The sequence below is a fragment of the Bacteroides pyogenes genome (genome assembly GCF_014196225.1).
Lineage (GTDB): Bacteria > Bacteroidota > Bacteroidia > Bacteroidales > Bacteroidaceae > Bacteroides > Bacteroides pyogenes_A.
On record NZ_JACIDI010000021.1, the window covers coordinates 24,291 to 46,253 of the forward strand.

18 protein-coding genes, 1 tRNA gene and 1 pseudogene are annotated in these 21,963 nt (G+C 45.4%); 8 read left to right on the plus strand and 12 right to left on the minus strand.

Features of this window, described 5'->3' with window-relative positions:
- From pyrF to asnA, 6 genes are all read right to left on the minus strand, one after another.
- Positions 1–828, minus strand: a complete 828-nt coding sequence (pyrF, locus tag GGR07_RS12065) for an orotidine-5'-phosphate decarboxylase (protein ID WP_021647328.1) — start codon at positions 826–828, stop codon at positions 1–3.
- 19 nt (positions 829–847) lie between these two features.
- Entirely contained in the window at positions 848–1,957 is a 1,110-nt protein-coding gene (gene prfA, locus GGR07_RS12070; RefSeq protein WP_021647327.1) for a peptide chain release factor 1, read from the minus strand.
- A 23-nt stretch (positions 1,958–1,980) separates the two neighbouring features.
- Positions 1,981–2,955, minus strand: coding sequence for a hypothetical protein (locus GGR07_RS12075; RefSeq protein ID WP_021647326.1), 975 nt, complete (start codon positions 2,953–2,955; stop codon positions 1,981–1,983).
- 13 nt (positions 2,956–2,968) lie between these two features.
- Positions 2,969–4,135 (minus strand): AIR synthase-related protein, encoded by a 1,167-nt coding sequence (locus GGR07_RS12080; RefSeq protein ID WP_034543670.1) that lies wholly within the window; start codon positions 4,133–4,135, stop codon positions 2,969–2,971.
- Between the two features lie 476 nt (positions 4,136–4,611).
- Positions 4,612–5,274: a uracil-DNA glycosylase gene (gene ung, locus GGR07_RS12085; protein ID WP_021647323.1), complete on the minus strand. Its 663-nt coding sequence runs from the start codon at positions 5,272–5,274 to the stop codon at positions 4,612–4,614.
- A 2-nt stretch (positions 5,275–5,276) separates the two neighbouring features.
- Complete coding sequence (gene asnA / locus GGR07_RS12090; RefSeq protein WP_021647322.1) at positions 5,277–6,314, minus strand: aspartate--ammonia ligase; 1,038 nt, start codon at positions 6,312–6,314, stop codon at positions 5,277–5,279.
- 221 nt (positions 6,315–6,535) lie between these two features.
- On the opposite strand from asnA, the gene GGR07_RS12095 reads away from it, so the two are divergent.
- Positions 6,536–6,608, plus strand: a tRNA-Arg gene (locus GGR07_RS12095).
- A 111-nt stretch (positions 6,609–6,719) separates the two neighbouring features.
- Here the strand turns inward: GGR07_RS12095 and GGR07_RS12100 are convergent.
- Together GGR07_RS12100 and GGR07_RS12105 are read right to left on the minus strand one after the other, a co-directional pair.
- Entirely contained in the window at positions 6,720–7,451 is a 732-nt protein-coding gene (locus tag GGR07_RS12100; RefSeq protein WP_021647321.1) for a DUF3307 domain-containing protein, read from the minus strand.
- On the minus strand, positions 7,439–8,095 hold the full coding sequence (locus GGR07_RS12105) for a nucleotidyl cyclase domain-containing protein (RefSeq protein WP_021647320.1): 657 nt from the start codon (positions 8,093–8,095) through the stop codon (positions 7,439–7,441). Before GGR07_RS12105 ends, GGR07_RS12100 begins: the two co-directional genes overlap by 13 nt.
- Positions 8,096–8,515: 420 nt before the next feature.
- Here GGR07_RS12105 and GGR07_RS12110 point away from each other — a divergent pair, with 420 nt between their 5' ends.
- The gene (locus tag GGR07_RS12110) at positions 8,516–9,796 is read left to right on the plus strand and encodes an L-cysteine desulfidase family protein (protein WP_021647318.1); all 1,281 of its coding nucleotides are present in this window, start codon (positions 8,516–8,518) and stop codon (positions 9,794–9,796) included.
- A gap of 183 nt (positions 9,797–9,979) precedes the next feature.
- On the opposite strand, the gene GGR07_RS12115 is transcribed toward GGR07_RS12110, so the two are convergent.
- Complete coding sequence (locus tag GGR07_RS12115; protein WP_021647317.1) at positions 9,980–10,588, minus strand: FKBP-type peptidyl-prolyl cis-trans isomerase; 609 nt, start codon at positions 10,586–10,588, stop codon at positions 9,980–9,982.
- Positions 10,589–11,068: 480 nt separating this feature from the next.
- Here GGR07_RS12115 and ilvD point away from each other — a divergent pair, with 480 nt between their 5' ends.
- The 6 genes and pseudogenes from ilvD to GGR07_RS12145 all read left to right on the plus strand — a co-directional run bounded on the left by ilvD (position 11,069) and on the right by GGR07_RS12145 (position 18,802).
- Positions 11,069–12,871, plus strand: a complete 1,803-nt coding sequence (gene ilvD, locus GGR07_RS12120) for a dihydroxy-acid dehydratase (RefSeq protein WP_081691794.1) — start codon at positions 11,069–11,071, stop codon at positions 12,869–12,871.
- A 114-nt stretch (positions 12,872–12,985) separates the two neighbouring features.
- Positions 12,986–14,680, plus strand: coding sequence for a biosynthetic-type acetolactate synthase large subunit (ilvB, locus tag GGR07_RS12125; protein ID WP_021647314.1), 1,695 nt, complete (start codon positions 12,986–12,988; stop codon positions 14,678–14,680).
- Between the two features lie 27 nt (positions 14,681–14,707).
- Complete coding sequence (ilvN, locus tag GGR07_RS12130) at positions 14,708–15,268, plus strand: acetolactate synthase small subunit (RefSeq protein WP_021647313.1); 561 nt, start codon at positions 14,708–14,710, stop codon at positions 15,266–15,268.
- A gap of 120 nt (positions 15,269–15,388) precedes the next feature.
- Positions 15,389–16,156 carry an acyl-[acyl-carrier-protein] thioesterase gene (locus GGR07_RS12135; protein WP_021647312.1) on the plus strand — a complete coding sequence of 256 codons (768 nt, stop codon included), beginning with the start codon at positions 15,389–15,391 and terminating at the stop codon, positions 16,154–16,156.
- Positions 16,157–16,163: 7 nt separating this feature from the next.
- Entirely contained in the window at positions 16,164–17,210 is a 1,047-nt protein-coding gene (gene ilvC, locus GGR07_RS12140; protein WP_021647311.1) for a ketol-acid reductoisomerase, read from the plus strand.
- 393 nt (positions 17,211–17,603) lie between these two features.
- Positions 17,604–18,802 (plus strand): annotated as a pseudogene (locus GGR07_RS12145) (IS256 family transposase).
- Positions 18,803–19,184: 382 nt separating this feature from the next.
- On the opposite strand, the gene pfkA reads toward GGR07_RS12145, so the two are convergent.
- The 3 genes from pfkA to cmk form a co-directional block, all read right to left on the minus strand.
- Positions 19,185–20,165, minus strand: coding sequence for a 6-phosphofructokinase (gene pfkA, locus GGR07_RS12150; protein WP_021647304.1), 981 nt, complete (start codon positions 20,163–20,165; stop codon positions 19,185–19,187).
- Positions 20,166–20,299: 134 nt separating this feature from the next.
- Positions 20,300–21,169, minus strand: coding sequence for a 4-hydroxy-3-methylbut-2-enyl diphosphate reductase (locus tag GGR07_RS12155; RefSeq protein ID WP_021647303.1), 870 nt, complete (start codon positions 21,167–21,169; stop codon positions 20,300–20,302).
- A complete protein-coding gene (gene cmk / locus GGR07_RS12160) occupies positions 21,166–21,870 on the minus strand; it encodes a (d)CMP kinase (protein WP_021647302.1) in 705 nt (234 codons plus the stop codon). Before cmk ends, GGR07_RS12155 begins: the two co-directional genes overlap by 4 nt.
- Between the last annotated feature and the right edge of the window lie 93 nt (positions 21,871–21,963).

Genomic DNA, 21,963 nt, shown 5'->3' on the forward strand with positions numbered 1-21,963 from the left:
TCATTTGATTATCGCTTTCAATTGTTCTTCCATCTGCTTCTGTACTTCCTGGGCGGCGATACGGGCGGCTTCGGCGAACTTCTCGCCATTGTCGGCATAAATGATGCCGCGTGAAGAGTTTACAATCAATCCGCAAGTGCCGTTCATCCCGTATTTGCATACCTCTTCGAGAGATCCGCCTTGCGCACCTACGCCGGGAACAAGCAGGAAATGATTGGGAACAATCCGGCGAATGTCTTCGAAAGCCCGTCCCTGCGTAGCTCCTACTACATACATCATGCTGTCGTCTCCGCCCCATGCCTGCGATTTACGCAACACTTTCTCGAACAGGCGTTCGCCGTTTGCGTCTTCCGTCAGCTGAAAATCGTGAGAGCCTTTGTTTGAAGTAAGCGCCAATAGAATCACCCATTTGCCTTTGTACGAAAGAAAAGGAGTTACGCTGTCTTCTCCCATGTACGGGGCTACGGTCACCGAGTCGATATCCAGCTCGTCGAAGAATGTACGGGCATACATCGCCGAAGTGTTGCCGATATCACCGCGTTTGGCGTCTGCGATAATGAACTGGTCCGGATAATTTTTCTTTATGTATTGAACGGTCTTTTCGAAAGCAATCCATCCTTTTACCCCCATGCTTTCGTAAAAAGCCAGATTGGGCTTGTAGGCGATGCACAAATCGGCCGTTGCGTCGATAATGGCTTTGTTGAAAGCGAATATCGGGTCGTCCTCTTTTAGCAAGTGCTGGGGGATTTTCTTGATATCGGTGTCCAGTCCCACGCAAAGAAATGACTTCTTGCGTTTGATGTTTTCGAATAACTGCTGCTTGTTCATGATAATATTGCTGTTTTTTTTAAAGTTCGCTTTCTTTCAGTCTTTCCGCATTCTCAGCCACAATCAGGTGATCGATGCAGTCTTGGATGTCTCCGTCCATAAAAGCCGAAAGATTATATATGGTATAATTGATGCGATGGTCGGTGATGCGCCCCTGCGGATAGTTGTAAGTGCGTATCTTTGCCGAACGGTCGCCGGTAGAAACCATCGTTTTGCGCTTGGAAGCGATATCATCGATGTATTTCTGGTGCTCTTTGTCGTAGATGAACGTGCGGAGACGGGCCAAGGCGCGTTCCTTGTTCTTCGGCTGGTCGCGGGTTTCGGTACATTCGATGAGGATTTCTTCGGAAACTCCCGTGTTGGGATTCTTCCAAATGTAACGCAGACGTACGCCCGACTCTACCTTGTTTACGTTCTGTCCGCCGGCGCCGCCGCTTCGGAACGTATCCCATTTGATTTCTCCTTCGTTGATCACTACGTCGAACTCTTCCGCTTCGGGCAGTACTGCTACCGATGCCGCCGACGTATGTACACGTCCCTGTGTTTCAGTAGCGGGAACACGCTGTACGCGGTGCACGCCCGACTCGTATTTCAGCGTTCCGTAAACGTTCTCGCCCGTTATGCTGCAAACAATCTCCTTGTATCCTCCGGATGTGCCCTCGTTGGCGCTGGATACTTCGAGCTTCCATCCTTTGGTCTCGCAATATTTGGCGTACATACGGAAAAGGTCTCCGGCGAAGATAGCTGCTTCGTCGCCGCCTGCGCCTCCCCGTATCTCGAGAATGGCATTCTTCCCGTCTTGCGGATCAGCGGGCACGAGCATCAGCTTTATTTCTTCTTCCAGCAAAGGAAGTCGCTCCTGACTGCTGTCCATCTCTTCTTTCGCCATCTCGCGCATGTCCGCGTCCGATTCGTTGGAAAGGATGTTTTTGGCTTCTTCGATGTTGCCCAGCAACTGGATGTATTCCTTACGGGCTTTCATCAAGTCGTCCAGCTCTTTGTACTCTTTGGTCAGTTTGACGTAGCGTTTCTGGTCGGCAATCACTGCCGGGTCGGTGATTAATGTGGAAATCTCTTCGAAACGGGCTACAAGTCCGTCGAGCTTTTCTAATATAGTATTGTTGTCCATGAAAGTTTTTTAGATTAAGAGATTTATAATAAATCCTCTTCTATCGAGATGGGGATGTTTTTTTCTTTACAGTATGAGAAGATTTTTGAATCCTCGTCTCTTTTGAAGTAATTATCGCATAAATCTTCCATGCCTTTTTTTACATCTCTTGCAAATTTAGGTTCTGCTGTAATAATTTTCTCCAGTTGCTCGAAGAATTTATTGAATTCTTTATTGATAATACATAGTTTTTCTATTGTTTTAAAGTCTAAGGATCTGTGTTTGGCAGGAAACAATAGTTTGCTTTCGAATGGGTTGGGCATTATATGAATAACTCCAATTCCAAAAGAGTGATTTAATCGTTCCAGTTCGTCTAGTAGGTTGCTACCTATTTCGAAAGCTGCGATAAAACCATAATTGGCCCAGCTTGAGTTTGATACAGCTTGAAAAAAACTTTTTTTTAGCTCATAATCCGATGTTAGTTCTTTCTTTACTTCATAGGAATATATTTCAACTGCATTCGTGTGATTCGTTGCCTTGAAAAAGTCTTGACATGTTTTATTCCCAAACTCTGTGAATTTGGCTCCTATAATATCTGGATGAACCCATTTTTGATATTCATCATGTTTATTGGATTGCTCATGGAAGATCGTTTTCCCGTAAATATTGTTGTTTTTCAGGAAAGTAGTTAATAAAGGGTGTAAGTCTCTTTCCTTGTAGGAATGCTTTACTTTATCTGTTGTTTTGTTGTTATTAGAGAGTATTGGAAGAGTATTTATTTTTTTCTCGTTTTGGGCTAAGTAATAGCTATAGGTGTTATCGCTATTCTTTACTCTCTTAACCCGATTATCTCCATGCCTGATAAAGCCACCCAATCTTGCACTAACTGTTTGTTCCGGTGTTTGAGCATTGCTGAAATCACAGTAGTTTTTTTCCTTGATATGTTGGAATACCTCTTTGTAAGTTCCTCCTTGTTCAAGTTCTTCAAGGCTTTTTAGAATAGCTTCTTTTACGGTCATTTTATTGGCTTATTTAATATCTGAACTCTCCGAATTCGCTTTGAATGATCAACTCTTTTCGGTCGCTTGCCTCCACTCGTCCGACAATTTGCGCGGGAATGCCGAAAGACTCGGAGATGGAGATGACTTCCGCGGCGTGTTCGGGCGAAAGATAAACCTCGAGGCGATGTCCCATGTTGAATACCTTGTACATTTCCGACCAGTCCGTTCCGCTTTGCTTCTGAATGGCTCTGAATAAAGGAGGAACAGGGAAAAGATTGTCTTTCACCACGCGTACCTCGTTTACGAAGTGTAGGATTTTGGTCTGCGCTCCGCCTGAGCAGTGCACCATTCCGTGTATTTCCGGACGCAGTGCATCGAGGAGTTTTTTCACTACGGGCGCGTATGTGCGGGTAGGAGAGAGCACCAGTTTTCCTGCATTCAGCGGAGAGTCTTCCACCGCATCGGTCAAATTCAGCTTTCCCGAATATACCAACTCTTCGGGCACGGCCGCATCGTAGCTTTCGGGATACTTCGCCGCAAGATATTTGCCGAATACATCGTGGCGGGCACTCGTCAATCCATTGCTGCCCATACCTCCGTTATATTCTTTCTCGTAAGTCGCTTTTCCGTAAGAGGCCAGTCCTACGATGACATCGCCCGGCCGGATGTTGGCGTTGTCTATCACATCCGTTCGTTTCATGCGGCAGGTCACTGTAGAGTCGACAATGATGGTGCGTACCAAGTCGCCCACGTCGGCAGTTTCTCCGCCGGTTGCATATACACCTATCCCCATTTCGCGGAGTTCGGCCAGAAGTTCGTCCGTTCCGTTGATGATGGCGGAAATCACTTCGCCCGGAATCAGCAACTTGTTGCGTCCGATGGTAGAAGAAACCAGAATGTTGTCTACCGCTCCCACGCAGAGCAAATCGTCGATGTTCATGGTCAGCGCGTCTTGTGCGATTCCTTTCCATACGGACAAGTCGCCCGTTTCTTTCCAATACATATATGCCAGCGACGATTTTGTTCCGGCGCCGTCGGCATGCATGATGTTGCAATATTCGGGATCGCCTCCCAATATATCGGGAATGATTTTACAAAAAGCTTTCGGGAAGATTCCTTTGTCTATGTTCTTGATGGCATTGTGCACATCTTCTTTGGATGCGCTGACGCCTCTCATCATGTATCGTTGGTTGCTCATGAATGATAGAATTGATGTTTTGTATACAGCGGCAAAATTACTCTTTTTTTTTCTATCAGCCAACAATCAGAGCAGAAGAGGTTCTCTCAAACCGAATTTTCGATTTTGACTTTTTGCCAAAAGGTTTTGAGTTTTGCCGGGAGTTTTGCAGAGGTTTCTTCGTGGGGAATGTCTTTGTTCGTTTCTCGGTTGTCGTTCCTTACTGCAATTGGTGGATGTTTCTTGTTATCGCGGTGGACATATATGCTCGGTGCGGTGGATATATATACTCAGTACGGTGGACATATATACCCAGTGTGGTAGATATATATACTCAATACGGTAGATATATATGAGTGAAACGGTACCTCTATTCCTAATACAATCCATAACCAGCTTTTATGGTTGACAGGCGGGCATGTGATTCGGGCAATGTCTGTTTCTGCATAGGTATTAAGCTGTCTTACCATAAGTTTGTTGAAGGATAGTGGTTTCTGCTACCAGATTATTTCGCTTTCTCCGTGTGCCTTTAAGTATTCGTTTGTTCGGCTGAAGTGTTTGTTGCCGAAGAAGCCGTTATAGGCGGAAAGCGGAGACGGATGTGCCGAAGTGAGTACCAGATGTTTGTTGCGGTCGATGAAAGCCCCTTTCCGTTGCGCATATGCTCCCCATAGAATAAATACCAGATGTTCTTTCTCTACTGCCAGAGAGCGGATGGCTGCATCTGTAAACGCTTCCCATCCACGGCTTTGATGAGAGCCGGCTTGGTGCGCCCTTACAGTAAGCGTAGCGTTGAGCAAGAGTATTCCTTGTTCTGCCCATCGGGTGAGATTGCCTGTAGCGGGTGGTTCGATGCCCGTATCCGCTTTTATTTCTTTGAAAATGTTGACCAGTGAAGGGGGAAAGGGAATGCCGTCGTTCACCGAGAAGCACAAACCGTGCGCTTGTCCCGGTCCGTGGTACGGATCTTGCCCGATGATCACAACTTTCACCCGGTCGAACGGGCAAAGGTTGAAAGCGTTGAATATCAGTCTTCCCGGTGGAAATATCCGGTGTTGGGTGTATTCATTTCTGACGAATTCCGTCAATGCGCGGAAGTAGTCTTTCTCAAATTCCGGCTGTAAGCGTTTTTTCCAGCTTTCTTCTATCTGAACGTTCATGGCTAAATAAGGTGTATGTCGAGTTCTTCACATTTTTGGCGCATTTCATCGGGCCAAATGCTGGCTTGTATCTCTCCGATGTGGGCTTTGCGAAGATAATACATGCAAAGGCGCGATTGTCCGATGCCTCCGCCGATGGAGAGAGGAAGCGTTCCGTTTATCAGCCGCTTGTGGAAATATAGTTCGAGCCTGCTTTCTTCATTCTTTTCCTTAAGCTGTTGCAGCAACACCTCCTTGTTCACACGGATTCCCATGGATGAAAGTTCGATGGAACGTTGCAACACTTCGTCCCAAAGCAGCAAATCGCCGTTTAGTCCGGGCAAGTCGTTCAACCCCTTTGTAGTATAGTCGTCGTAGTCCGGTGCGCGTCCGTCGTGCTTTTGCCCGTCGCTCAGCTCGCAACCAATGCCGATGATGAACACCGCTCCGTACTTCTGACAGATGGCATGTTCCCTATCCTTCGGCTCCAGCTTCGGGTAGAGCCGGTACAACTCTTCGGCATGAATAAAATGCAGCTTCGCGGGCAGGCAAGGTTTGATTTGTGGATACATTTCGTACACCATATATTCTGTGCGGATCATGGCTGCATAGATGCGGTTGACAATCTCTTTCAGAAAATTTATGTTTCTGTCTTCATCCGTTATCACCCGCTCCCAGTCCCACTGATCGACATAAAGTGAATGAAGGTTTCCCAACTCCTCATCTGCGCGGATGGCGTTCATATCGGTATAAATGCCGTATCCCGGTTCGATGTTGTAATCGGCCAGAGTCAGTCTTTTCCATTTGGCCAGCGAGTGCACCACTTCGGCCTTCGCATCTCCCAAATCTTTGATCGGGAAAGAAACCGGTCGCTCTATTCCGTTCAAATCATCATTGATCCCCATCCCTTTCAGTACGAAGAGAGGGGCTGTGACACGGCGAAGACGCAGCTCCGACGACAGGTTGAGTTGGAAAAACTCTTTTATTTTTTTTATTCCCAGCTCGGTTTGTTTTAAGTCGAGCAAGGATTTATAGTTTTGAGGTTTTATCAAGTAGCTCATATATCTTAATATGTTATTTGTCGACAAAGGTAGAAATTATATTGATAGGAGTATTTCGTTTTCTCCAAAAGATTATCAATTCGATTGAATATACCTTCCGTAATGTTTCAAAATATCAATTGTAGTAGAGAAGTTTATATTGCAGGGAATATAAAAAAGAAAAAATCATTAGGAAAATGCGAAGTTTTTTTCTACTTTTGTCCTCGCATTAGAAAAAGAATGGCTCCGTAGCTTAGTGAATAGAGCGTCAGATTCCGGTTCTGAAGGTCGTGCGTTTGAATCGCACCGGGGTCACATGAGAAGAGGGTTTCCGAAAAGGATATCCTCTTTCTTTTTCTTTATAATACTTCTGCTACAGTCGGGGTGTGTAAACAGTATTTTAAAGCAGCTTTTCCGCTATAACTCCTACGAGGCAGGCAATGGTGAAACTGGCAAGCGTGCCCACCAGTACGTATTCCGTATTTTTAATTCGGACGGTTTGCTTAATTCTCCGAACCGGAAAATAGACTTTGCAGCCAAGAGGAAACCTATCCCTTCGTAATGGTGAGTCAGTATAAAGGTCAGTATCAGTACGCGTTCAAAATAGCCTATCCATTTCCCTGCTTGCGGCAGACTCATTTCCTCGATGTCTTTTTTAAGCTCTGGGCTTTGTTGCTCTTCTTGTTTGGGAGGATGAGGAATCCATCTTTTGATAAATTGCCCCAATAGAATGGAAGTAGGGTGCAATACGAATATGTATGCAGTGGCAATTATCCAAAAACTTCTGTTGTCCCAATTTTGTTCGAGCCAATCTTTTAAGGTTGCGCTTCCGGAGAAAAGGAGAAGCCATATAAAGCCGATGACAGTGATGTGAGCGGCTTGGTCTGAAAGAAACATGTGCATAGTTTCTTTGGGACGGCACACTTTAAACCAGTCGATAGCCCAGTGGCTTAGCAGGATGATGGTGGGGACAATCCAGTTTGTCCATTCCCCGAGTACGATGTAAACCGTTGAGGCATGAAGAAAACTGTGGATGAAAAGGGCGAGATATCTTTGAAACCCTTTTTCTTTCTTTGCTTCAAGCAGCTTTTGAGGCTGGAGTGCGAAATCGGTAATGAAGTGAGCGAAGAGCAGTTTGATGAGCGTTAGTGTGTGCATATTGATAACTTCTTTTGAATGAGTGTTGAATACCGGTCTATATACATTTCTATCAGTGAGATTTTGGCATTTACCAATAGCTTGCTTACATTTTGATATGAACTCCCGATTTGCTGCCCGATTTCTTTTTGTGTTGCTGCCCGATTGAGCAATGCGTAATAAACCGCTTTCGACTGCGTGACACTCCAACCGGAAATAATGTCGTCGGCAAACGATGTGCTTACTTTAAGTTCTTCGTTTACTGTCTCCCATTTGGTTTTTATTTGCAGCCTTTGTTTGCCGATTTCGTCCAAACCTCTTCCTGAGAGCTGGAAAGCTTCCCCGTCGGAAGTGACGATATGTTCTGAGGTGAAAGATACTTCGCCTATGCCTATCGACAGGCGAGCGTCCCAGGATGGCATTCCTTTCGGAGTGCTGCTGATAAGGCGAGCCCGTAAAAGAATGGCAATTCTGAGAGTCTCTTGCGGGTTTCCGGAAACAATCTGAAAACTGTCTCCTCTGTAGAATTCTATTCTTAGTGAAGCGTCTATCTGCGTCAGTTCGGTGATGATGTCGTGTATATCGTTCAATAGCTGTTCCCGCCACTTTGTTGCGATATGTGTGGAACCTACAATGTCTCCGGTAATTACTCCTTTTATGTCCATAGCTTTTTTCTTGCTTGATTTGTTAGCAAATATAATAACACTCTTCGTATTATCAACTTATTTCGGTTGAATTTTCTATTTCAATCTATTTCGGTTGATTTTTGTTGTTTCATCTTTTGGGAGTTGAATCTTTTGTTTTACTTCTTTGTAGGCTGAGTGAGCAAACGGTGAAACCCTTGTTGGCGGTATGCAGATCTGGAAGCCGATGCAGGTCCGGAGGACGAGCCGGTATTGTGATGTTTATGAGAGTCTTTGGTTATTTCTGCTAACTCTTGATTCTGAATCGAATGATATACGCCCGTGGGGTTATATCGGCTGGGAAATCTTTCTTGATCCCTGAAAGTAAAAAGATAAAGATGCAGAAAATATACATATCAATCTATTATTTCCTATTTTTGTAGCTGAATAAACAAAACCTTTATGACCGAATCAGAAAGAAAACAGATTATAGAGCTGATAAAGGAAGAAGTGGTTCCTGCTATCGGCTGTACCGAACCGATAGCGGTTGCTTTGTGTGTTGCCAAGGCTGCCGAATTATTGGATTGTAAGCCCGGACGGGTGAATGTATTCTTGAGTGCCAATGTTCTGAAGAACGCGATGGGAGTGGGAATACCTGGAACGGGAATGATCGGGCTTCCCATAGCCGTAGCTTTGGGAGCTTTGATCGGTAAATCCGCTTACCAGCTGGAAGTGCTGAAAGACTGTACGCCCGAAGCGGTAGAACGCGGCAAACGCTTAATTGATGAGAAACGCATTCATATCGCTTTGAAAAAAGACATATCCGAAAAGCTTTATATTGAAGTGATTTGCGAGGCAAACGGACGGAAATCCACTGCCATTATTGCGGGCGGGCATACTTCGTTCGTTTATCTGGCTCGTGATGGCGAAGTGCTGCTTGATGTGCAGCAGGTGTCTCAGGAAGAAGACAAGGAGCATACGCTCGATCTCAATCTGCGTAAGGTGTACGAATTCGCATTGACCACTCCGTTGGACGATATTCGTTTTATTTTGGATACGGCCCGTTTGAATAAAGCAGCGGCGGAGCAGTCTTTCAAGGGCGATTACGGACACTCGTTGGGTAAAATGCTTTGTGGGACACAGAGAAGTAAAGTGCTGGGCGATACTGTGTTTTCACGTATTCTTTCTTATACCTCAGGTGCATGCGACGCGCGTATGGCAGGCGCAATGATTCCCGTGATGAGCAATTCGGGCAGCGGAAATCAAGGAATCTCTGCTACGTTGCCGGTGGTGATTTATGCCGAAGAAAACGGCAAGACCGAAGAAGAGTTGATTCGCGCTTTGGTGCTTAGCCACCTGACGGTTATTTACATCAAGCAAAGCTTGGGACGCTTGTCAGCTCTTTGCGGTTGCGTAGTGGCAGCTACGGGATCCAGTTGCGGAATAACCTGGTTGATGGGAGGGGATTATGACCGAGTGGCTTTTGCCGTTCAAAACATGATTGCAAACCTAACGGGAATGATTTGCGACGGGGCGAAACCGAGTTGTGCCTTGAAAGTGACGACAGGAGTTTCTACTGCTGTATTGTCGGCAATGATGGCGATGGAAGACCGTTGTGTCACTTCTGTAGAGGGGATTATTGATGAAGATGTGGATCAAAGTATTCGTAACTTGACCCAAATAGGTTCGAAAGGAATGAATGAAACAGATAAGATGGTGTTGGATATTATGACGCATAAATAAAACCCGCCATTCTCGGGCGGTCATGCATACGAACTTACCCAAGAATACGCTAAAGTTCGTAAACTTGGGTAAGGTTTAAAATGAATTAGTTCCGGTTTTATCTACAAGTTCGGCTACCCGGACAGGTAATCCGGCTGTTTGCATAAACTTGTTGGCCGCATCTAAAAGTAGATTGGCACGGGTTTAGTGGCAGCTTCCTTCACAACCGCAGTCGCTTCCGCATCCGCAACTGTTTTCTTCGCATCCGCAGCCATCGCCGCATCCGTGATCATCGCAACTTCCACATCCACAACCGTCGCCGCTCATCATCTTTACCAGTTCCTGAATCTCTTCATTCGTGGCAGGACGATTTTCAATCACCTCTCCTTCGAAAATCAAGCTGGCTCCCGCCAAAGGGTGATTCAGGTCTACTACGACTACGTCTTCCTTGATCTCCACTACGTTTGCGTTTACCTGCTGTCCGTCTCCAGTCATAAGAGGTACAATGTTTCCTTCTTTTACGCGTTCTTTGTCGAATGCGCCGTCTACCTCAAAGATATGCTTGGGGAGTTCGATGACATGTTGCTCGTCATACTCTCCGTAAGCTTTGTCGGCAGGAATGGTAAAGTTGAACTTATCTCCTTTCGACAAAACGGTTATCTGATTTTCGAAGTCTTCAAGTGTTGTTCCCAATCCGGAAATAAATTGGAAAGGATGATCTGCTTTTGCTTCTTCGAACAATTCTTTTTCACCATCTTCCATTGTATATAGTCTGTATGCAACGGTGATGTACTTGTTTTCTGCTGTTTCCATCTGATTTTTTAATATTTCTAATTAATGAATCCCGCAAAAACGGGGCGACAAAGATACGAATTATTTGTTTCTCTACGGTGAGCAGAAGATAATTTTCAGATTATTAAGGGCCTTTCTTTGAAAATATACCGATTTATATACTATGAACCTAAGCTTCCAATCATATATATTGAAGTAATAAAATGACCTGTAAATCTCTATCTATTCTTACGAATAACCATTTTTATCTTCATTTTTTAATTGATTTGTTTGGAAATAATAAAAAAGGCCTTACCTTTGCAAACAAGAAATTAAAGTATATAATGATTGCGCTACATACATCTATTAACCTTGCAATTTTGCATATTATTCGCGTCGTGGTGGTTTCATCAGGAATGTGAGGAAGGTTTTTGTATGTATACATATCTCGAGCATAATAAGTTGTAGGAGCCTTTCTCACAGTTGTGAGAAAGGCTTTTTTCATTAAACATATATTTTGAAATGAAAAAGCAGTTACGTAGTTCGTTTAGCACGCAAGGGCGTCGAATGGCAGGAGCACGCGCATTGTGGGCGGCTAACGGGATGAAAAGGCAGCAGATGGGAAAACCTATTATAGCTATCGTAAATTCATTCACACAATTTGTGCCCGGTCATGTGCATCTCCATGAGATAGGTCAGTTTGTGAAAACTGAGATTGAAAGTATGGGATGTTTTGCAGCAGAATTTAATACGATTGCTATCGACGACGGTATCGCTATGGGGCACGACGGTATGCTCTATTCCCTTCCTTCGCGAGATATCATAGCCGATAGCGTGGAATATATGGTTAATGCGCATAAAGCGGATGCCATGGTGTGCATCAGCAACTGCGATAAGATTACTCCGGGTATGCTGATGGCTGCCATGCGTTTGAACATTCCTACAGTTTTTGTATCGGGCGGACCGATGGAGGCAGGCGAATGGAACGGGAAACAACTGGATTTGGTGGATGCCATGGTGCGGTCGGCGGATGAGAATGTGACTGATGAACAAGTGAAAGGTATCGAGCAACATGCTTGTCCCACATGCGGCTCTTGTTCGGGTATGTTTACGGCCAACTCCATGAACTGTCTGAATGAAGCGATCGGTTTGGCGCTCCCGGGCAATGGAACCATTGTAGCTACGCATATAAATCGTAAAGAGCTGTTTAAAGATGCCGCCCGACTGATTGTCGAAAATGCCATGAAGTATTATGAGAAGGGAGATGATAGCATGCTCCCGCGCAGTATCGCTACCCGTGAGGCCTTTTTGAATGCGATGACACTGGATATCGCAATGGGCGGATCTACTAATACCGTGCTCCATTTGTTGGCGATTGCTCGCGAAGCAGAAGTAGACTTCAATATGGACGATATCGACTTGCTTTCCCGCAAGACTCCTTGCTTGTGTAAAGTAGCTCCTAACTCGCAGAAATATCATATTCAGGATGTAAACCGTGCGGGAGGTGTTCTTTCCATTATGAATGAATTGGCAAAAGGCGGTTTGGTCGATACCTCCGTAAGGAGGGTAGATGGGCTTTCGTTATCAGAAGCCATTGATGCTTATGCTGTGACGAATCCGAAAGTCTGTCAGAAGGCATTGATAAAGTATGCGAGTGCCCCCGGAAAAACATTTAATTTGATACTCGGCTCACAAAACGCTTATTACGACGAGTTGGATACGGATCGTGCTAACGGATGTATACGAGATATAGCCCATGCTTACAGCAAGGATGGCGGATTGGCTATATTGAAAGGAAACATTGCGCAGGATGGATGTGTGGTGAAAACTGCCGGAGTTGATGAGAGTATATGGCGGTTTACAGGTCCCGCCAAAGTGTTCGATTCGCAGGAGGCGGCTTGTGAAGGCATCCTTTCGGGTAAGGTGGCGAGCGGCGATGTAGTCGTGATTGCACACGAAGGTCCGAAGGGAGGCCCGGGTATGCAGGAGATGCTTTATCCTACCTCTTATATTAAGTCCCGTCATTTAGGCAAAGAGTGCGCTTTAATTACCGACGGACGTTTTAGCGGCGGGACTTCCGGTCTGAGCATCGGGCATATTTCGCCTGAGGCCGCTGCCGGGGGAAATATAGGAAAGATAGTGGATGGCGATGTGATTGACATTGATATTCCAAACCGGAAGATTAACGTAAGGCTTACAGAGGAAGAATTGGCTGCTCGTCCGATGACTCCGGTCACTCGTGACAGGAATGTGCCGAAGAGCCTGAAAGCCTATGCCGCTATGGTGAGTTCGGCTGATAAAGGAGCGGTGAGACTGATTGATTAGTGAATAGAGTTAGATAAGAAGCTGTTTCAATTGTATATAAAATGCGTGGCTGTTGGTTTTCTTATAGAAATTGAACCGGTTTCCATACCTTAATTATTAATTCGGAATGTACTTATGAAAGACTTTATAACAGGAGCGGAAGCGATGATGCGCTCTTTGGAGCATCAGGGGGTAACTACTGTTTTCGGTTATCCGGGAGGCTCTATCATGCCTACCTTCGATGCTTTGTTCGACTTTCGACATACGTTGAACCATATTTTGGTTCGTCATGAACAAGGAGCTGCTCATGCCGCTCAAGGATATGCCCGTGTATCAGGCAAGGTAGGAGTGTGTCTGGTAACCAGTGGTCCAGGCGCTACCAATACGATTACAGGTATTGCGGATGCCATGATAGACAGTTGTCCCCTCGTTGTGATTGCAGGTCAGGTGGGGACAGGCTTTTTGGGAACGGACGCTTTTCAGGAAGTAGACTTGGTAGGCATTACTCAGCCCATCAGTAAATGGAGCTATCAGATTCGCCGGGCAGAAGACGTGGCATGGGCGGTGGCGCGCGCTTTTTATATCGCTCGTTCCGGTCGTCCCGGTCCGGTGGTTCTCGACTTCGCGAAGAATGCGCAGGTGGAGAAGATTCATTACGAACCGATTGCAATTGACTTTGTACGCAGCTATGTACCCGTGCCCGATACGGATGAAGCGTCTGTAAAAGAGGCCGCTGAACTGATAAACGCTGCCGAACGTCCGTTTGTGTTGGTCGGTCAGGGCGTGGAACTCGCAAACGCCCAAAAAGAACTTATTGCTTTTATTGAAAAAGCCGACCTCCCTGCCGGCTGTACATTGCACGGACTCTCTGTCTTGCCCACAGAGCATCCTCTTAATAAAGGAATGTTGGGAATGCACGGTAATCTGGGACCGAATATGAATACCAATAAGTGCGACGTACTGATTGCTGTCGGGATGCGTTTCGATGATCGGGTGACGGGCAATGTGGCGACTTATGCCAAACAGGCGAAAGTGATTCATTTCGATATCGATCCGGGAGAAATCAATAAGAATGTACGGGCGGATGTGGCTGTCTTGGGAGATTGCAGAGAAACTTTACCGGCAGTTGCCCGTCTTTTGAAGAAAAAAAAACACGCCGAATGGATCGATAGTTTCGGGGAATATGAGCAGGTGGAAGAAGAAAGGGTGATTCGCCCCGAACTGTATCCGGCTTCGGAGGAGCTGAGTATGGGAGAAGTGGTGCGGGCTGTCAGCGAGGCGACACTCCATCGGGCAGTGTTGGTGACCGATGTCGGACAGAATCAGATGATGGCCGCCCGCTATTTTAAATATACTCAAGAACGCAGCATCGTTACTTCGGGCGGATTGGGAACGATGGGCTTCAGTCTTCCCGCAGCCATCGGGGCAACCTTCGGACGTCCCGATCGGACAGTGTGCGCGTTTATGGGCGACGGCGGACTTCAGATGAATATTCAAGAGTTGGGTACGATTATGGAACAGCAAGCTCCCGTGAAGATTATTTGCATGAACAATAACTTTTTGGGAAATGTGCGCCAATGGCAGGCTATGTTTTTCAACGGGCGGTATTCTTTTACCCCGATGCAGAATCCGGATTATATGAAGATAGCGGAAGCTTACGGCATTCCTTCCAGAAGAGTGTTTGCACGTGAAGAACTGAAAGCGGCAGTGGACGAAATGCTGGCAACAGATGGACCGTTTTTGCTTGAAGCTTGCGTGCAGGAGGAGGGAAATGTTATGCCGATGACTCCTCCGGGAGGTTCGGTGAACCAGATGTTGCTGGAGTGTTAAGCATGTGAATCGATAAATGAGTGAGTTATGAATGAGAAAACATTATATACCATTATTGTTCATTCCGAGAATTTTGCCGGATTGCTGAATCAGGTGACTGCGGTGTTTACCCGTCGCCAAATCAATATAGAGAGTCTGAATGTTTCGGCCTCGTCTATTAAAGGAGTACACAAATATACCATTACGGCTTGGACCGATAAAGATACGATTGAAAAAGTGGCGAAGCAGATTGAAAAGAAGATCGATGTCATTCAGGCCCACTTTTTTACGGAGGATGAAATTTATTCGCACGAGATAGCGTTATATAAGGTAGCTACTCCTGCTTTTCAGGAGAATCCGGAGGCGTCGAAAGTTATCAGGCAATACAATGCGCGCATTGTGGAGGTGAACCCGACGTTTTCCGTTGTGGAAAAGAATGGAAAGAGTGAAGATATAACGGCTCTTTATGAGGAGTTGAAAGAGTTGAATTGCGTCTTGCAGTTCGTACGTTCCGGCCGTGTGGCTATCACGACAAGCTGTTTCGAACGGGTAAACGAGTTTTTGGAGGCGCGGGAAGCCAGAAGGCAGTTTCCGGTTGCCTGTTCTTAGAAAGGAGAGGATTTTTCTCAGTGGACCTCTTTGTTTGATCAAGAAAAGCCAGTTTTTTAATAACACAGGCTTTGCATAGGAAGAATATTGAAGCAGTTTTTAAATATTAATTGAAATAAAATGAATCGAGAGAATAAAATTGGGAGTTATCATTTTGTAGCCGAACCTTTTCATGTCGACTTTAACGGAGAGCTGACTATGGGAGTGCTGGGAAATCACTTGCTTAATTGCGCCGGCTTTCATGCCACCGAACGCGGATTCGGAATCGCCACACTGAACGAAGAGAATTATACCTGGGTGCTTTCGCGTTTGGCTATAGAGTTGGATGAGATGCCCTGCCAATACGAAGATTTCTCTATCCAAACGTGGGTGGAAAACGTCTACCGCTTGTTTACCGACCGCAATTTTGCCATTGTCGATAAAGAAGGCAGGAAAATAGGATACGCGCGTTCCGTGTGGGCGATGATTAGCTTGAATACGCGTAAACCGGCCGATTTGCTGACTCTTCATGAGGGGAGCATCATGGATTATGTATGCGATGCGCCTTGTCCGATAGAGAAGCCTTCGCGCATTAAGGTTGCCGCTAAAGAGCCACAGGCTGTGTTGACGGCGAAATACAGCGATATCGATATCAACGGACATGTGAACAGCATTCGCTACATTGAGCACATTCTGGACTTGTTTCCGATCGAGCTTTACCGGGAGAAACGCATCCGCCGCTTTGAGATGGCGTATGTTGCCGAAGGGTATTACGGAGACAAGCTTTCGTTCTTCTGCGATGAGGCTTCGGAAGATGAATACCATATTGAGGTAAGAAAGAACGGTGAAGAGGTTCTTTGCCGTTCGAAAGTGATATTTGCAGATAAAAAAATAATAACGGAAAATTGAAAAGAAAATGGCACAAATGAATTTTGGAGGAGTGATGGAGAACGTAGTAACCCGCGAGGAGTTTCCTTTGGAAAAGGCGCGGGAGGTGTTGAAGAATGAGACGATAGCCGTAATTGGGTATGGAGTGCAGGGGCCGGGACAGTCGCTCAATTTGCGTGATAACGGCTTCAATGTGATTGTAGGTCAGCGCAAGGGAGGCAAGACTTGGGAAAAAGCCGTAGCCGACGGCTGGGTGCCCGGAGAAACGTTGTTTGATATCGAAGAAGCTTGCCGGCGCGGTACTATCATTCAGTATCTGCTTTCAGATGCCGCCCAGATTGAAGTATGGCCTACGGTGAAGAAACATCTGACGGCAGGCAAAGCTTTATACTTCTCTCATGGCTTCGGTATTACTTACAAGGAACGTACCGGAATTGTTCCTCCTGCGGATGTGGATGTGATTCTGGTTGCCCCCAAAGGTTCGGGCACATCATTGCGTACGATGTTTCTCGAAGGGCGGGGGCTGAACTCTTCTTACGCTATCTTCCAAGATGCCACGGGACGCGCATACGACCGCGTGATAGCTTTGGGTATCGGCGTAGGCTCGGGCTATCTGTTCGAAACGACGTTCAAACGCGAAGTGTACTCTGATATGACGGGTGAGAGAGGTTCATTGATGGGGGCTATTCAAGGACTTCTGTTGGCTCAGTATGAAGTTCTTCGTGAAAACGGACACACCCCTTCCGAAGCTTTCAACGAAACAGTGGAAGAGCTGACCCAGTCGCTGATGCCGCTGTTCGCAAAGAATGGCATGGACTGGATGTATGCCAACTGCTCCACTACCGCACAACGGGGGGCGCTCGACTGGATGGGACCGTTTCACGACGCTATCAAGCCTGTGATGCAGAGATTGTACGAAAGCGTGAAGAGCGGCAACGAAGCGCAAATCTCTATCGACAGCAATTCGCAACCCGATTATCGCAGCAAGTTGAACGAAGAGCTACGCCAACTGAGAGAAAGCGAGATGTGGCAGACAGCTGTCACCGTTCGCAAACTTCGTCCCGAGAATAATTGATTCGGGGAATAGGCATACTGGTACGATAACGTTTTTTGACCGTTACGCTTAGTAACGGACACCGAACATCGCAGCGTCTATCCGACGCATCGGTGACAGATATCCGATCACTGTCAGTGGATGCTCAATATAGGGAAGAATCGTCTCTTGCCCTATTCGGTAGAGTTTAAGGATGGAGTTTGCAAGAATCTTATGTGGGCGATAAACAGTCTCTGCCTTAAAATTGTGTTCAGACAAACGCGATTTTAAGGCAGAGACTGTTTTTCTGGAACTTGGAGCAACTCAAAAACGTAAAAATGAGACACCATCCATAAAATTGTGTAAATGATAACTTGGGTATAAAATATTCGAGTTATTATTTTACTTTTACAATTGAAAAAGAATATGGATGTTATGTCAAAAATTCACAGAGCAGTTCCGGACGAACTGTTAAGCAAAGAGTTTTTAAGCCGGTTTAAGTCCGATCAGGATGTCAGTCGTTTCCTCAAAGACCTGCACAGTCAAGTATTGGAAAAGATGCTTGAGGGTGAGCTTGACGCCCATCTGGGTTATGAAAAGTACTCTTGTGCTGGTAATAACAGTGGTAATTCTCGTAATGGTAGCTTTCCCAAGAAGATACAAACCGAACATGGTGAGAGTGCCATTCGTGTTCCTCGTGAGCGTAATGGCGATTTTTCCCCTATTCAAGCACGAGAGTCGTAGTCTTTCTATTGAAAAGCTTGTAATCTCACTCTATGCCAAAGGAATGAGCGCTTCAGATATAGAAGATGAGTTGCGTGATATATACGAAGTAAACCTTTCTACGAGCGCCATATCCATTATCACCAATAAAGCCACCCAATTCGCCCTTGAATAGCAAAATCGCCTTTATATGGTTGTCTGAATGGATGGTATTGTCTTCAAAGTAAGAGAATCAGGCAAGATAATCAACAAAACGGTTTATCTATGCGTAGGACTTAACGACAGAGGCTATAAGGAAGTTCTTGGAATGTGGATAGGCAAAGGTGAGAGTTCTTCGTTTTGGATGGGGTATTGACTGATTTAAAGACTCGTGGTGTTGAGGATATACTCATTACTGTAACGGATAATTTCAATGGCTTCACTGACACCATTAAAACGGTTTTTCCCCATTCCACCACCCCAGATATGTGTTGTGTATCAAATATGCAACTCCTGCAAGTATGTGGTTTGGAAGGATATGAGGGGATTTACGGATGACATGAGGGAAATATATACTTCCGTCAACCGGGAAGAGGCGGCATCGGCATTATCGCACTTCGAGCGAAAGTAGGGTTCAAAGTATCGACATGTCTTGCAGAGCTGGTATCGTATTGGGACGATTTAACGGCTTTCTTTGATTTTCCTGTAGAGATGAACAATTATTTATACGACCAATCTGATTTGAAAATCTCAATGGGAAAATCCGTAAATACACGAAAACAAAGATGGCATTCCTTACAGATGATGCTCTTCGCAAGTCTGTTTGGTTAGCTTTGCAAGAAATAGAAAAGAAGTGGACAATGCCAATAAAAAACTGGGAATTGGTTATGAATCAATTTATGCTTATTTTTGAAAACAGGATCCAGATATAGCAAGAAACTTACAACTGAATCCTGTTTCCATTTACACAAAATTTTGGACAGTGTCGATTTAGCACTCGACTAAATCTCGACCCGAATTATCGTTTACACAAAATAATGGACAGTCCCCAAAATTGAATATTATCCGGACTACTTCTGTTTTTTCGGTTTATTGCTGGAATTTCTTCTTTCATGCTCGTATTCCATTCGATTCTGCAATTGTTATTGCCGGAAGACGAATACCGGGCTTTTTGATTGAGTTGTTCATGATGCAGGATATAATAAAAGAGGATGCTGTAACACTCTTTTCATAGAATTATCCTTGTTACCGATCTCTGTAAAAGGGAGTATTCTAAGGCGGTGCTTCAACATCCTTTTTCTGCTATATGTGCTGTCAGATCGATAGCTTCTTTAGAACACTGATGAGGTCTCTCTTGATAGGTTTATCGTTCTTAATCGCTTTGCTGAAGGGTACATAGACTATTTCGTCATGTTCGATACCGATCATTACATTGCGTTGGTCTTCCATCAGCGCCTCGATGGCTGCCGTTCCCAAGCGACTTGCCAGTATGCGATCGTGCGCGGTGGGGCTTCCTCCGCGCTGCACATGCCCTAGAATGGTTACTCGCACGTCGTATTGCGGATATTCGTTCTTTACGCGCTCTGCATAGTGCATGGCACCTCCAGTGATTTCACTTTCAGCCACTAACACGATACTGCTGTTCTTTGATTTTCGGAATCCGTTTTTTATAAACTCTTCCAATTGGTCTACTTCGGTACTGATTTCGGGGATGATAGCTGCCTCTGCACCCGATGCAATGGCTCCATTCAGCGCAAGGAAACCGGCGTCGCGCCCCATCACTTCTACGAAGAACAAACGTTCGTGTGAAGTTGCCGTATCACGTATTTTGTCTACCGCCTCCAGAATTGTATTTAGGGCTGTGTCGTATCCGATCGTCGTATCCGTACCGTAAAGGTCATTGTCTATTGTTCCCGGCAGACCGATACAAGGAATATCGAATTCTTGTGCTAATATACGTGCTCCTGTTAGTGAACCGTCTCCGCCAATCACGACTAAAGCATCGATCCCTTCTTTTTGCATATTCTCGTAAGCCTGTTTACGCCCTTCGGGGATGGTAAATTCTTTGCAACGAGCCGTTTTAAGAATAGTTCCTCCCAGTTGGATGATATTGCTTACGTCTTGACTTTTGAATTCCTTGATTTCGCCTGTCACCAGCCCTTTATATCCTCTGTATATACCCTTTACTTGCAATCCGTTGTAGATTGCCGCACGTGTCACTGCACGAATGGCGGCATTCATGCCTGGAGCATCTCCTCCGGAAGTCAGAATACCGATACATTTAATTGTTGCCATAACAAACGTTTAATTATTTTTAGTTCGACGTGACAAATGTACGATAAAAAGTTGAATGCGATGTTCGAGTTGATTTTATTAGTGTGAAGAAAGTATTAAAAAGTCCAAATAGTATCAGAACTGGAAATTTTTCTTTATTTGTCCATGAGCGAGCGGATATGAGCATATATCCGTTCCATCAGCCACTTGGGAGTGGAAGTCGCGCCGCATATACCGATGGAATTGATATTACGGAGCAAAGCAGGGTCAATATCTTCTTCACCGTCGATCAGGTGTGAGTTGGGATTTACTTTCAGACATTCGTCAAAGAGGATTTTTCCGTTCGAGCTTTTCTTTCCGCTGACAAAGAAGATCAAATCGTGCGAAGCTGCAAATTCGCGAAGTTTGGGCATGCGGTTGGCTACCTGCCGGCAGATCGTGTCATAATACTCAAAAGCCGATTTGGACGAAATATGCTCTTTGATGCGACTGACTATTTCCTGAAATCCATCCAGCGATTTAGTGGTTTGCGAAAATAGCCGTATGCTTTTGTTGAAATCGAGTTTTCCGATTTCTTCCGCTTTCTCAATCACAATCGCCTTTCCGTCTGTCTGTCCCACCAATCCCAGTACTTCCGCATGTCCGTTCTTCCCGTAGATGACTATTTGTTTGTCTTGTCGTTCGTCATTCAGGAAGCTTTGCTTGATACGCTTTTGTAGTTGCAACACTACCGGGCAAGTAGCATCGATGATCTCTATATTATTTTTGCGGGCGGTTTCGTAAGTTTCGGGCGGCTCTCCATGCGCGCGAAGCAACACTTTGGCATTTCTCAACCGTCTGAATTCTTCGTGGTTGATTGTAATCAATCCCATTGCTTTCAGTCGCTCTACCTCCCGGCTGTTGTGTACGATATCACCTAAACAATATAGAGTTTTTCCTTTTGCCAATTCCTCTTCAGCCTTGTGAATGGCGGTTACTACTCCGAAGCAGAAGCCTGAGCCTTTATCTATTTCTATTTTGATCATGCGATTGTTTTATCGTTACCGACAACTGACCGGAATTGTTTCATCAACCATTCCTTTTGTTGCTCGATTGTCAGGTTCGTATTGTCCAGCTGCAGCGCGTCTTCCGCTTTGCGCAATGGGCTGACTGCCCGATTCTGGTCGATCTCGTCCCGCTGCTTCACGTTTTTCAGTATATCCTCGAAACAGGCCTCTTCACCTTTTGCTTTCAGCTCGTCGTAACGTCTTTGAGCACGTATTTCAGGTGATGCTGTAACAAAAACTTTCAATTCGGCATTCGGAAATACAGTTGTTCCGATATCGCGTCCGTCCATCACAATGCCCTTTTCTTTTCCCATTGCCTGTTGCTGAGCTACCATCTCATGGCGTACAAAGTCGAGAGTACTGATTGGGCTGACTTTAGAAGAAACCTCCATCGTACGGATCTCTTTTTCCACATTTACGCCGTTTAGGAATGTGTCCGGGCGTCCCGTTTGCGGGTTCAGACGAAACGAGATTTTGATATCCTTTATCGCCTTTTTCAGTTTTTCGGCATCTATCGTTTCTCCGTCGAAGATCCCATTCCTTATACTGTATAGCGTGACGGCGCGGTACATCGCCCCGCTGTCAATGTATATATAGCCTATTTCCCGGGCAAGGTCTTTTGCCATGGTGCTTTTTCCGCACGAGGAAAACCCATCTATTGCTATTGTTATTTTTTTCATCTCTCGTTATGTCTTTTATTTGAATTAATGCTCCAAAGATACGTTATTTTTTAAAAAACGAACCATGCTTGCTTTTTGTTCCGTTGTTTTTTT

Bases quoted from the DNA above. Each gene is read 5' to 3' on its own strand.
- GGR07_RS12135 (WP_021647312.1), top strand. From the start codon at position 15,389: ATGAATCGAGAGAATAAAATTGGGAGTTATCATTTTGTAGCCGAACCT.
- ilvN (WP_021647313.1), top strand. From the start codon at position 14,708: ATGAATGAGAAAACATTATATACCATTATTGTTCATTCCGAGAATTTT.
- asnA (WP_021647322.1), bottom strand. From the start codon at position 6,314: ATGAGCTACTTGATAAAACCTCAAAACTATAAATCCTTGCTCGACTTA.
- prfA (WP_021647327.1), bottom strand. From the start codon at position 1,957: ATGGACAACAATACTATATTAGAAAAGCTCGACGGACTTGTAGCCCGT.
- GGR07_RS12155 (WP_021647303.1), bottom strand. From the start codon at position 21,169: ATGATCAAAATAGAAATAGATAAAGGCTCAGGCTTCTGCTTCGGAGTA.
- GGR07_RS12115 (WP_021647317.1), bottom strand. From the start codon at position 10,588: ATGGAAACAGCAGAAAACAAGTACATCACCGTTGCATACAGACTATAT.
- ilvB (WP_021647314.1), top strand. From the start codon at position 12,986: ATGAAAGACTTTATAACAGGAGCGGAAGCGATGATGCGCTCTTTGGAG.
- GGR07_RS12100 (WP_021647321.1), bottom strand. From the start codon at position 7,451: ATGCACACACTAACGCTCATCAAACTGCTCTTCGCTCACTTCATTACC.
- cmk (WP_021647302.1), bottom strand. From the start codon at position 21,870: ATGAAAAAAATAACAATAGCAATAGATGGGTTTTCCTCGTGCGGAAAA.
- ilvC (WP_021647311.1), top strand. From the start codon at position 16,164: ATGGCACAAATGAATTTTGGAGGAGTGATGGAGAACGTAGTAACCCGC.
- GGR07_RS12080 (WP_034543670.1), bottom strand. From the start codon at position 4,135: ATGAGCAACCAACGATACATGATGAGAGGCGTCAGCGCATCCAAAGAA.
- GGR07_RS12075 (WP_021647326.1), bottom strand. From the start codon at position 2,955: ATGACCGTAAAAGAAGCTATTCTAAAAAGCCTTGAAGAACTTGAACAA.
- pyrF (WP_021647328.1), bottom strand. From the start codon at position 828: ATGAACAAGCAGCAGTTATTCGAAAACATCAAACGCAAGAAGTCATTT.
- ilvD (WP_081691794.1), top strand. From the start codon at position 11,069: ATGAAAAAGCAGTTACGTAGTTCGTTTAGCACGCAAGGGCGTCGAATG.
- ung (WP_021647323.1), bottom strand. From the start codon at position 5,274: ATGAACGTTCAGATAGAAGAAAGCTGGAAAAAACGCTTACAGCCGGAA.
- GGR07_RS12105 (WP_021647320.1), bottom strand. From the start codon at position 8,095: ATGGACATAAAAGGAGTAATTACCGGAGACATTGTAGGTTCCACACAT.
- GGR07_RS12110 (WP_021647318.1), top strand. From the start codon at position 8,516: ATGACCGAATCAGAAAGAAAACAGATTATAGAGCTGATAAAGGAAGAA.
- pfkA (WP_021647304.1), bottom strand. From the start codon at position 20,165: ATGGCAACAATTAAATGTATCGGTATTCTGACTTCCGGAGGAGATGCT.